Origin of the sequence: Providencia zhijiangensis (assembly GCF_030315915.2) — a bacterium.
GTDB lineage: Bacteria > Pseudomonadota > Gammaproteobacteria > Enterobacterales > Enterobacteriaceae > Providencia > Providencia zhijiangensis.
Genome location: NZ_CP135990.1, coordinates 3,380,176 through 3,393,109 on the forward strand (window position 1 = coordinate 3,380,176; position 12,934 = coordinate 3,393,109).

Below are 12,934 nucleotides of genomic sequence, written 5' to 3' on the forward strand. Positions count from 1 at the left end.
AAATCAACTCATTGTTAAATAACGAATTTAACAACTTTTAAAGCTAAATATGTGAAGCCTATCAAATACAAATTAAATAATTTAAGTAAAGTTTAAATTGCTCATTTCACTTTTCTTGAGGTTATTTATTTGCCAACTAATAATCGCGAAGTTATTTCTCAAATAACTTCAGGGCGTCGTTCTGCTGAAATATCTTCCGCAGAAACCCAAGCAATTAAAAAGCACACTGATGGCTTTGGCACTCTCATTCGTGACATAGATGGCTGGCTACTGGCAGAAGGCACCCATCTACGTCCCTATGAATGTCTTGGTGCCCACCCCGTCAACTTCGACGGTGTTGATGGGGTAATTTTTTCTTTATGGGCGCCCAATGCTCAACGGGTCTCAGTTGTTGGCGAATTTAATCAGTGGGATGGGCGTATTCACCCAATGACATTGCGCCATGAGGTGGGTATTTGGGAACGGTTTATTCCTGATGCAAAAATTGGGCAAGCGTATAAATATGAATTACAAGATAACCGAGGCTATATACGGGTCAAAGCCGACCCTTACGCACTGAAAAGTGTGCTATTTCCCCATGTAGAATCAGTGATAACGGCCTTGCCAGACAAACAAACTCCACTGCACTCCGCCAGCGCAAATTCGCCACTTTCCGCGCCAATCTCAATTTACGAAGTGCATTTAGGCTCTTGGCGCCGTCACCCGCACAACAATGGCTGGCTAAGCTACCGACAACTGGCGGAGCAACTTATTCCTTATGTGGCGGAAATGGGGTTTACCCATCTGGAGCTGCTGCCCATCAGCGAACACCCGTTTGATGGCTCTTGGGGCTACCAACCTATCGGACTCTATTCCCCAACCTACCGTTTTGGTGGCGTTGAGGATTTTCTCTACTTGATTCAAACCGCCCACCAGCATCACCTTAAAGTGATCCTCGATTGGGTACCTGCCCATTTTCCCAATGATGAATATGGGTTAATCCAATTTGATGGTACCGCGCTGTATGAATATGCGGATCCGCGCGAAGGCGTCCACCAAAACTGGCATACCTTGATTTATAACTACAGCCGCTATGAAGTGGCTAACTTTTTGGCAGGCAATGCCCTCTATTGGCTAGAGCGTTTTGGTGTCGATGGGCTGCGTGTCGATGCGGTTAGCTCAATGATCTACCGCGATTACAGCCGCGAAGAAGGAGAATGGGTACCCAACAAATGGGGTGGCAAAGAGAACCTCGAAGCTCTCGATTTTCTACGTTATACCAACCAAATTGTTAAACAGAACTGCCCCCATGCGTTAATGATAGCCGAAGAGTCAACCGCCTTTCCCAATGTCACAGGCTCGGTTGAAAATCACGGTTTAGATTTTGATTTCAAATGGGATTTAGGCTGGATGCATGACACTCTGCGCTATATGTCCCTTGACCCGATTTACCGTCAATATCATCACCAACAAATGACCTTTGGTATGTTTTACGCCCACAAAGAACACTTCGTTTTACCTCTTTCCCACGATGAAGTGGTACATGGCAAAGGGTCACTTCTCAGCAAAATGTCGGGCGATACATGGCAAAAATTTGCCAATTTACGAGCTTATTATGGATTTATGTGGGGTCATCCCGGTAAAAAATTGTTGTTTATGGGAGGAGAATTCGCCCAAGGGCGAGAGTGGGATCACGACACGGGGCTAGATTGGCATTTACTGAACCCTGAATATGATGGCTGGCATACCGGTGTACAGCACCTTGTACGCGATTTAAATCACTGTTATCAGCAGCATCCACCTCTGTACCAGCTCGACGACTCCCCACAAGGCTTCGAATGGTTGGTCGTTGATGACCATCAAAATTCAGTATTCGCCTTTGTACGGCGCGATGCTAACAATCATGAAATTCTGGTGGTCACCAACTTCACCCCCGTTCCCCGCGAAAACTACCGCATTGGCGTTCACCAATCGGCTTGCTACCAAGAAATTATCAATACCGATTCTCACTATTATCGTGGCAGTAATGTGGGCAATCAGGGGGCAATATCCACCCAGCAAATAGCGGCTCACGGTAAAAATCACTCCCTAAATATTACGCTTCCCCCTTTGGCTACCCTGTATTTGAAACGGGCGGATTTGGAAACGGGAGGCACCGAATGACACATTTTAATTTTCGGCAAGGTCACGCTTCCCCCCTTGGCAGCCACATGGACGAACACGGCGTCAATTTTGCGGTCTATAGCGAACATGCAGAACACATTGACCTGTGCGTGTTGGACTCACTCGGTGATGAAACTCGTTACTCGCTCTATCGGGGGGATAACCATATTTGGCATGGTTATTTAATGGGGGAAAAAGCGGGTCTGCATTATGGTTATCGCGCCAGCGGGAAATGGGAACCGCAAGCAGGATTATTTTTTGATGAAGCCCACTTACTGATTGACCCTTACAGCCGCGAACTCAGTGGTAAACAGCATCCTTACTCCGTCGTCAGCCATGACCCGTATGACTGGCAAGGGGATACGCCTCTTCATACTCCATGGTCAAAAACCGTGATTTATGAAGCCCATGTTCGGGGGCTTACCATGCTACACCCTGACATTCCACTAGCCCTGCGTGGTAGCTATGCGGCTCTCGCACACCCTTGCATAGTCCAGCATTTAACGCGACTTGGTGTAACGGCACTGGAGCTGCTCCCTGTGCAATTTCATCTGGATGAACCGCGATTACAGGCTAAAAATCTCACTAATTATTGGGGCTATAACACGCTGGCACCGTTTGCGATTGAGCCTCAGCATTGGTCTGGGCAAGCAGGCTCTACGCCACTGCGTGAGTTTCGCGATATGGTCAAAGCCCTGCATCGTGCTGGCATTGAAGTTATCCTCGATATTGTGTTTAACCACACGGCCGAATTAGACCGCTCTGGGCCTTGCTTATCGTTTAGAGGGTTAGATAACCCCACCTATTACTGGTTAAGTGAAAATGGCGAATATGCAGATTGGGCGGGCTGCGGCAATACATTGAAATTGTTCCACCCCACCGTAAGCCAATGGGTGCTGGACTGCCTGCATTTTTGGGCAATTGAATGCCATGTTGATGGCTTTCGCTTTGATTTATCCACGATATTGGGGAGAACGCCGGAATTTAATTCCCATGCTCCACTGCTTAAGGCTATCAGCCAAGACCCCATTCTTGGGCAGCTTAAGTTGATTGCCGAACCTTGGGATCTCGCCAACAACGGTTACCAACTGGGGCAATTTCCACCGCCTTTTGCCGAATGGAATGACCAATTTCGCAATGATTGCCGTCGTGCTGTTTTGTATCAAGATATTCCTATCGGTACCTTGGCAAGTCGCCTTGCAGGCTCGCGGGACTGCTTTTTACAGAATGATCGTCCTAGTTTTGTTTCAATTAACCACATCACCGCCCACGATGGCTTTACCCTGCGAGATTTGGTCAGTTTTAATCACAAGCATAACCATGCCAATGGTGAAAATAACCAAGATGGCACCAACCACAACAACAGTCATAATCATGGTTTTGAAGGGTTAAATGCCCCCGAGAAAATAGCGCGGGAACGCCAAAAGAGCCAGCGTCATTTATTAAGTTTGCTGTTCTTGTCATTAGGCACTCCGATGCTACGTGCAGGAGATGAATTAGGGCATAGCCAACAAGGGAATAATAACGCTTATTGCCAAGATAACCCGATAAGCTGGCTTAACTGGCAGGAAGCCGATCACTCGCTTATGGAATTTACCGCACAACTCGCCGCATTGCGCCAGCAGATCCCTGCACTGACGTCGGGGCAATGGTGGCATTCACTGCCACCCAATAAAACCGTTGAGTGGCTAAATGCCCAAGGCTCCCCCACCCCCCTTGAACAGTGGCAGCAATCATGCCCCATGCAAGTGTTACTTTCTGATCAATGGCTATTACTGATTAATTTCACTGAGCAGCCCCATTCGCTCACGCTTCCCGAGGGGAATTGGCACCCTGTCCCGCCTTTTCATTTCCACTTGCTTAGCCCTATTCCCCCAAAAACCTTCGTGGTCATGCAGCGCCACGATTTTTCGCCAAGTGATCATTAAGGAATTGATATGTCAGAGAAAACACCTTTTTATGCCTACCCAGATCCCATTTCGAGGCAGCTATTAGCCAAAGAACTTCCGAGCAATACGGTTGCGCTTATTTTGGCGGGTGGTAAAGGTTCTCGTCTCAAGGCCCTGACTCAGAAGCAGCCAAAACCTTCGCTCCACTTTGGCGGGAAATTTCGAATCATTGATTTCACCTTATCTAACTGTATTAATTCAGGAATTTATCGCGTCGGTATACTGACCCAATACTATTCCCATCACTTAATCCAACATATTCAGCACAGTTGGTCATTTCTAAACGGGAAAACCAATGAGTTTATTGAAATATTCCCTGCTCAACAAAAACAGAATACCGAAGATTGGTACCAAGGTACCGCCGATGCCATCTTTCAAAATCTCGATGTTATTAGCCAATATCAAGCCAAATACATCATTGTGTTAGCTGGGGATCATATCTACAAAATGGATTATTCCCGCATGTTGCTCGACCATGTGGAAAAAGGGAGCCAATGCACAGTGGCCTGTATTGAAGTGCCTTGTAGCCAAGCCTCTGAATTTGGCATTATGGACATTAACGATGACGAACAAATCATTAATTTTATTGAAAAACCTCAATTTCCCCCATCGATGCCGGGGAAGCCTTATGCCACATTAGCCAGTATGGGCGTTTACGTTTTTGATGCCCAATACCTCTACCAATTACTCGCTGAAGAGCAGCAACAGCAGAATACACAACATGATTTTGGTAAAAACTTAATCCCTAAGGCGGTACAGCAAGGCAAGGCTTGGGCGCATCCGTTTAGCCGCTCCTGCGTCTATTCTGATTTTAATATGGGTGCATTACCCTACTGGCGCGACGTAGGTACCATTGATGCTTACTGGAATGCCAATATTGACTTAGTTTCAGCGAAGCCCGATCTGGACATGTATGATCCCCATTGGTCGATTCGGACGGGGCACTCCCCATTGGCACCAGCTCGGTTTATTCAAGGTGAGTCGCTGCAATCTCCCCAAATTACCAACACATTGATTAATGCAGGCTCCATCGTCGAAGACGCCAAAATCGCTAACTCCGTCATTTTCCAAAATGTCCGTGTGAATGCTCACAGCCAACTCGATGCCTGCGTGATCCTCCCCGATGTCTCTATTGGATACGCCTGCCGCTTACAACGCTGCATTATTGATAGCGGCTGTGTGTTACCCAACAAGCTAGTTATTGGTGAAGATCCACAATGGGATGCCCAACATTTCTACCGTTCTGAAGGTGGCGTCGTCCTTGTCACTCAAACAATGCTCGATAAACTTGCCGCTTAAAGGAGACTCAGATGCGCATACTTCATGCTGGCTCAGAACTATTTCCCCTTATCAAAACAGGCGGTTTAGCGGATGTGCTCGGCGCATTACCCCAAGCTCAAATCGCTGAAGGGGCGGATGTCCGTATCGTATTACCCGGTTTTCCAGCGCTACTGGATGCCGTTCACCACACCTTGGTTGGCCACCATATCGATACATTTGCAGGCCCCATCACTCTACGTTTTGGCCATTATGATGGTGTCGGCCTCTATTTAATTGACGCCCCGCATCTCTATCAGCGTACAGGCAGCCCCTACCACGACAATAATCAACAAGAATACAGGGACAACTATCTGCGCTTTGCTTTATTAGGCTGGATAAGCAGCGAACTTGCCTGCGGTTTTGATGCCGATTGGCGACCCGACATTATTCACGCCCACGACTGGCATGCGGGACTATGCGCCGCCTATCTCGCCGCCAAAAATTACCCTGTTCCTTGCGTATTTACCGTTCATAATCTGGCTTACCAAGGGCTATTTTCGGCAATCCATTTTCCTGAGTTGCAGCTGCCTAACGGATTTTATTCCCCCGAAGGCTTAGAATTTTATGGGCAAATTTCCTACCTCAAAGCGGGGCTGTTCTACGCCAATAAAATCACCTTTGTCAGTCCCACTTATGCCAAAGAAGTTACCACTCCTGAATACGGTTATGAGCTCGCCAATTTACTTAAGCTGCGCCAATCTCAAGAGGATATTTTGGGGATCTTAAACGGCGTGGATTACCAAGTTTGGGATCCACAACTTGACCCGTTGATCCCCCATAATTACGGCCGCCAAAATATGCTTGGCAAAGCCATCAGTAAAATGACCCACCAACGAGAAAACAAACTTAATGTCACCGATAAAGTGCCACTTTTCGGCGTTGTCAGCCGCCTCAGTACACAAAAGGGGTTAGACCTCTTGCTAGAAGTGATCCCAGATTTACTGCACCGAGGCGGGCAACTGTCGGTTTTAGGCAGCGGCGATGCCGATTTGCAGCAAGCCTTTGAGCAACTCGCCTACCAATACCCAAAACAGGTTTCGGTACTGATTGGTTATGACGAACCCCACGCCCATAAATTGATTGCTGCCGCTGATGTGATTGTGGTGCCTAGCCGCTACGAACCTTGTGGGCTAACCCAACTTTATGGTCTGAAATATGGCACTCTCCCACTGGTTCGCCACACAGGCGGGCTAGCCGATACTGTCACCGATTGCTCCCTCGAAAATTTGGCAGATCGCACGGCAACCGGTTTTGTCTTTCATGACTATCACGGTTATCGCTCCCACCATGGAAAAGCCACCGAACTCAATGATGCTGTGCGTCGCGTTTTCGCTCTGTGGAATGAACCGACTCGCTGGAAACGCGTACGCCGCCAAGGTATGCAGATGGATTTTAGCTGGCAGGCTTCCGCCAGAAAATACCTTGCGCTATACCAAAACTTAATAACCCCAATGGCTGGAGGATATGAACATGAATAACCCATTTACTATCCAAAATCGTCAACAGCGAGTCGATGCGTTAGTCGATTCCATCCAGACCAAATTAAAATTTATGGTCGGCAAAGATCCAATAATTGCCACGCAACATGACTGGCTAAATGCCATCTCCTACGCCATCCGCGACTTAACCGTTGACCGTTGGCTACGCGCCATTCGCCGTTCTCTATCTCAATCGGATCGTGCGGTTGCCTATCTTTCAATGGAGTTTCTAATTGGCCGCACCCTTTCCAATACTTTATTAAATTTAGGCATGTATGAAGATGTAGCTGATGCTTTGAAAAAAATGGGCTTTGAACTAAGTGCTATTTTAGAAGAAGAGGATGACCCCGGTTTAGGCAATGGCGGTTTAGGGCGTCTTGCCGCCTGCTTTTTAGATTCCCTCGCCACCTTAAAAATCCCTTCCGTTGGGTTTGGTATTCGCTACGAATATGGCATGTTCCAACAAAATATTATTGATGGTCAACAAGTTGAGTCCACAGACCGCTGGCTACAATATGGCAATGCATGGGAGTTTCCACGCTATAACCTTAGCTATAAGATCCGTTTTGCTGGTCGCCTTCAGCAAGAGGGCAAAATCGTTCGTTGGGTGGAAACTGAAGAAGTGCTTGCTCGCGCCTATGACCAAATCGTGATGGGCTATGGTTGCGACGCCACCAACACTCTGCGCCTGTGGTCAGCCCATGCCACTAATGAAATGAACATCAACAAATTTAACCAAGGGGAATACTCGGCCGCCGTTGAAGATAAAAATTTCTCTGAGAATGTCTCTCGCGTGCTCTACCCCAATGACTCTACGGAATCAGGGAAAATTTTGCGTCTTGGGCAAGAGTATTTTCTTGTATCAGCAACCTTGCAGAATATCCTCGATGTTCATTACCGAGTCCACGGCACGTTAAGTAATCTTGCCGATAAAGTGGCAATCCATCTAAATGATACCCACCCCGTTTTAGCGATTCCTGAACTGATGCGCTTGCTGATAGATGAACACGAATATGAGTGGGAAGCCGCATGGCAAATGAGTGAAAGAATCTTTTCCTACACCAATCACACTCTGATGGGAGAAGCATTAGAACGATGGTCTGTGGACCTTCTCGGGCGATTGCTCCCTCGCCATCTACAAATTATCTTTGAAATAAACGACCACTTTCTCACTGAGATCAAACAGCGTTACCCCAATAACCCAGAACTTTTAACCCGCCTATCTCTGATTGATGAATCCCATGGACGCTATGTTCGCATGGCATGGCTTGCCGTCGTGGGTAGCTACCAAATAAATGGTGTGTCAAAGCTGCATTCTGAGCTCATGACTCAAGAAATTTTCGCTGATTTTGCCAAAGTATTTCCTAAGCGTTTTAGCAATATCACCAATGGCATTACCCCACGCCGCTGGCTGGCGTTGTGCAATAAACCCCTGGCAAGCTTGATTGATGAAACCATCGGTGAAAGTTGGCGGGAAGATCTCACAGAGCTTTCGCGCCTACAGCAACGCACCGATTTTCCTCTATTTATTGAGCGGTTAAAAACCTGCAAATTAGAAAACAAAGTTGCTCTCGCCGACTATATCGCTAAAAGCGTCAATATCATCGTCGACCCTCACGCTATGTTCGATGTACAAATTAAACGTATTCATGAATATAAACGCCAATTACTCAATATCTTGCAAGTCATTGGACGCTACCAGCGTATCTTGCAACTTCCCGAAAAAAATTGGGTTCCGCGCGTGGTGATTTTTTCAGGAAAAGCCGCCTCATCCTACGTTAACGCCAAAATGATTATCCGACTTATCAATGATGTCGCTAACGTGATTAACCATGACGCCCGAATTAAAAACCGCTTAAAAGTGATTTTTATTCCGAATTACAGCGTGAGCTTAGCGGAGTTAATCATTCCCGCCACCGACTTATCTGAGCAGATATCCCTTGCAGGAACTGAAGCTTCTGGAACAGGTAATATGAAATTTGCCCTCAATGGCGCATTGACCATCGGCACATTAGACGGTGCTAATATTGAAATTCGCGAACATGTTGGCGAAGACAATATGTTTATCTTTGGGCATACCGCCGAGCAAGTTAACGCGATTCGCACACAAGGCTATGACCCACGAAAGATTTACCAAGATCATGAAGATCTGCACAATGTCCTCAATTCCCTCGTTTCGGGCATTTTCAGCCCTGATGACCCTAACCGCTATTACTCGCTTTATGATTCTCTGATTAATTTTGGAGACCATTATCAATTGCTTGCCGATTACCACTCTTACGTTCAAGCCCAAGATGCCGTCGATAAGCTATACCAAAACCCAACGTTATGGACGCAAAAAACCCTCAATAATATTGCTAATATGGGCTATTTCTCTTCCGATAGAACCATAAATGAATATGTTGAAAAGATATGGCGAATGAAACCCACTCAGTGAAATAAAAAATATGATTAAACAGCCCAAAGATTTAACGCAAATACTCTTATCAGGTTTAAAACTTTGAAGATCAATAAAATGCATCAATACGCTGTATATGGGTATTTTTGCAGTTTTATCATTCGATAATTTTATTTTTATATTGAAAATATACTTAATTATGTTTTCCACTTATTTAAATTTAAATAAACTTAATTAATTAAAGCTTAATTACATAAAAAAAATCAAATCAAAACCCCTGTTCATTATTTTATTAATGACATTCACTTACCATTGTGATTAGTATAATTAAAGCCTAATAGCAAAAATTCAATATCTACGTAAACTTTACGCAGATTAATTAACCCTACACGCAGCAATGCTATATTTCATAGGAAGTCATTATGAATAAAGTTTATAAAACTATTTAGAACGACGCGATAAAGTCGTGGGTTGCCGTACCTGAAATAACGCAATCCGGATCTAAATTAAAAAATTCAACAGACAATAAGATTAATCCAAAAAATAGTAAAAAAGAAAATATTATAAGAATATTCAGTATAAAAAATATTATCATTACTTTATCCGGTCTATTTCCATTAATTGCTAATGCAGTGGTTAGTGATAAATTAACAGTAAGAGTCGATGACGACGTAAATATGGTTGCCGTTTATAACATCGATATTTATAAAAAATATTTTCCCAATGCTAAATGGAATCCGGATAACTTATCTAACCTTTATTTATCTGAAACCATTGTTGTAGGAAAAGATTCATCTATAGCGAACTCATCAACAGATTCAAGAACGACCGCCACAGGCGGAACCGTTGTTTTTGGTCCAAACTCAGTCGCTTATGGTTTTGGTAACACTGCATTTGGTGCCGGAACTTATGTCAGCTCAGGCGGTACTGCGGTGGGAGTTGCAACCATCGCAAATAACTTAAGTACCAGCGTTGGGCGCAGTGCGGTTGCTGAAAATAATGGTGTCGCGATTGGTCGAGCTGCATTAGCATCCGAGAGCGCAGAAGGAGGGGTTGCTATCGGTGTTTCCAGTAAAGCGACCGCCAATAATGCCGTCGCGATTGGTCGTTCTTCCGTGGCTTCAAATGTGAATGAAGTCTCCTTTGGTAACGATACAATAAAACGTAAGCTCACCAATATTGATGCGGGTAGCGCAGATAATGACGCAGTTAACTTTAAACAACTTTCTGCTACCAATGCGAATGTCACTAAGAATACTCAAGATTTAATTGATGCAAATAATGCATTAAATACTGCAAAAACAAATTTAACTAAGCAGATCAGTGATAATAAAACTGATGCTAACAACCAAATAACCACCGTAAATAATAAAATAACCCAGATTAATAATGGGGAAATAGGTATTGTTAAATTTAACGATGCTAATAAATTTATTAATGTTGCGAGTGATAAACTTGGGAAAATAGTCAACTTTACAGGTTTAGATGGTGACCGTAAATTAACGGGCATTGATAAAGGCACGGAAAATAACGATGCCGTTAATGTCAGCCAATTAAATGAAACTAATGCATTAGTCGCCAAGAACACTACCGATATCGCGGGCAACAAAACCGCTATCGATAAAAACACTACCGATATCGCCGACAACAAAACCGCTATCGATAAAAACACTACCGATATCGCCGACAATAAAACCGCCATCGATAAAAACACTACCGATATCGCCGACAATAAAACCGCCATCGATAAAAACACGACCGATATTGCTGATAACAAAACCTCGATTGATAAGAACACCACCGATATCGCCGACAATAAAACCGCCATCGATAAAAACACTACCGATATCGCCGATAACAAAACCGCTATCGACAAGAATACGTCTGATATCACCAGCAATACCGCAGCCATTGATAAAAATACCCAAGACATCTCCAAACAAGGTGATGCGCTGAAAGATATCTCCACCAACTTAGAATCCGGTACCTTAGGGCTCGTCCAGCTGTCTGCCAACGGCGAAGAAGTGATCCTCAGTGATAAAGCCAAAAATGCCAACGCGTTTAATATTGGCAATAAAACCCTGAACGGTGTTTTGGCGGGTAAATTAAGTGCCGACTCTACTGAAGCGGTAAACGGTAGCCAGTTGCACGCCACCAATCAAGCTGTGACAGCGAATACCACTGCGATCGCTGATAACAAAACTGCTATCGATAAAAACACCAACGATATCAAGAAAAATACAGCGGACATATCCAAACAAGGCGAAACACTGAAAGATATCTCCAGCAACTTGGAGTCCGGTACTTTAGGGCTTGTTCAGTTATCGGCGAACGGTGAAGAAGTAATATTGAGCGAAAAAGCCAAAGATGCCAAAGCGTTTAATATCGGAAATAAAACCCTGAACGGCGTGAAAGCGGGTAAATTAAGTGCAGATTCCACCGAAGCGGTGAACGGCAGTCAGCTCTATGCCACCAATCAAACGGTGAAAACCAACACTGACAATATTATCAAGAATACAAACGCTATCAGCCAAAATACCCAGGATATCGTAGAAAATAAAAACGCGATTACCACGATCACCAAAAACATTGATTCTGGCTCGTTAGGATTAGTGCAATTAAGTGCTGATAACCAAAAAATCGTATTGAATAGCAAAGCTGATAGCGCCCGAGTGTTTGAATTTAACAACCGGACATTAAGCGGCGTATCGGCAGGTCGTGTAGCGGCTGACTCTACAGAAGCTGTCAATGGCAGCCAATTGCACACGACTAACCAAAGCGTAGCTAAAAATACGCAAAAAATTCAAGAAAATAGCGATAAAATAGCGCAACACGATACGGCGATTGCGCAAAATACCAAAGATATCCAAGCCAATACCGATAAACTGACGCAGCATGACAAAATGCTTAACCAGAATAGCCAAGATATTAAGGAAAACACCAACCGGCTAAACGAGCACGATAAGGAAATTGCTCAGAGTAAACAGGATATTAAAGCGAATACGGAAAAACTGGCTGAGCATGATAGTGCCATTAGTAAAAACACCAGCGATATTCAGAAAAATACGGCGGCATTAGATAAACAAGGTAGTGAAATTGCGCGTTTATCCTCAGAAATGGGAGATGCCGGAGCGCTGAAAATGAGCCGTGACGGTGAAAGTATCAACCTCAGTGATAAGGCAAAAAACGTCAAATCCATCAATTTTGGCGACAAACAACTTTCCGGTATTGCCGATGCGAAAAATGACAGCGATGCCGTCAATTTAGCGCAAATGAAACGTGGTAATGCCGAAACCTTAAAATCTGCGAACACTTACACCGATGAACGAGTCAATCAGTTGGGTGAATTTACAGAAAATGGGTTAAATCGCCTGAATACCAAAATTGATGATTTAGACAAAAAAGTCGACAAAGGTTTTGCTGCGAATGCCGCACTATCCGGTTTATTCCAACCGTATGGCGTAGGAAAAATGAACTTAACGGCGGGTGTCGGGGGTTATAAAGATGAATCTGCAGTCGCTGTCGGTATGGGGTATCGCATTAATGAAAATGTCGCTATCAAAGGGGGAGTCGCCGCATCAACGGGTACAGGTTCTTCCACTATGTACAACGCGTCAGTGAACTTTGAATGGTAGTGTGAGTTGATA

5 protein-coding genes and 1 pseudogene are annotated in these 12,934 nt (G+C 44.7%); all 6 read left to right on the forward strand.

The features are described from left to right. Positions 1 to 153: 153 nt before the first annotated feature. Positions 154 to 2,142 (forward strand): annotated as a pseudogene (gene glgB / locus QS795_RS15435) (1,4-alpha-glucan branching protein GlgB); the annotation flags it as partial. Next, positions 2,139 to 4,070 (forward strand): glycogen debranching protein GlgX, encoded by a 1,932-nt coding sequence (gene glgX / locus QS795_RS15440; RefSeq protein ID WP_318626608.1) that lies wholly within the window; start codon positions 2,139 to 2,141, stop codon positions 4,068 to 4,070. The pseudogene glgB and the gene glgX, both read left to right, overlap by 4 nt. Before the next feature lie 9 nt (positions 4,071 to 4,079). Beyond that, positions 4,080 to 5,390: a glucose-1-phosphate adenylyltransferase gene (glgC, locus tag QS795_RS15445; protein ID WP_286269572.1), complete on the forward strand. Its 1,311-nt coding sequence runs from the start codon at positions 4,080 to 4,082 to the stop codon at positions 5,388 to 5,390. Between the two features lie 11 nt (positions 5,391 to 5,401). Then, entirely contained in the window at positions 5,402 to 6,889 is a 1,488-nt protein-coding gene (glgA, locus tag QS795_RS15450) for a glycogen synthase GlgA (RefSeq protein ID WP_286269570.1), read from the forward strand. Continuing rightward, on the forward strand, positions 6,882 to 9,326 hold the full coding sequence (glgP, locus tag QS795_RS15455) for a glycogen/starch/alpha-glucan family phosphorylase (protein ID WP_318626610.1): 2,445 nt from the start codon (positions 6,882 to 6,884) through the stop codon (positions 9,324 to 9,326). Before glgA ends, glgP begins: the two co-directional genes overlap by 8 nt. A 638-nt stretch (positions 9,327 to 9,964) precedes the next feature. After that, the gene (locus QS795_RS15460) at positions 9,965 to 12,922 is read left to right on the forward strand and encodes a YadA-like family protein (protein WP_286269567.1); all 2,958 of its coding nucleotides are present in this window, start codon (positions 9,965 to 9,967) and stop codon (positions 12,920 to 12,922) included. Positions 12,923 to 12,934 lie beyond the last annotated feature (12 nt).

Excerpts from the sequence above, each read along its gene's own strand:
- glgX (WP_318626608.1), top strand. The coding sequence starts at position 2,139 with ATGACACATTTTAATTTTCGGCAAGGTCACGCTTCCCCCCTTGGCAGC.
- glgA (WP_286269570.1), top strand. The coding sequence starts at position 5,402 with ATGCGCATACTTCATGCTGGCTCAGAACTATTTCCCCTTATCAAAACA.
- QS795_RS15460 (WP_286269567.1), top strand. The coding sequence starts at position 9,965 with ATGGTTGCCGTTTATAACATCGATATTTATAAAAAATATTTTCCCAAT.
- glgC (WP_286269572.1), top strand. The coding sequence starts at position 4,080 with ATGTCAGAGAAAACACCTTTTTATGCCTACCCAGATCCCATTTCGAGG.
- glgP (WP_318626610.1), top strand. The coding sequence starts at position 6,882 with ATGAATAACCCATTTACTATCCAAAATCGTCAACAGCGAGTCGATGCG.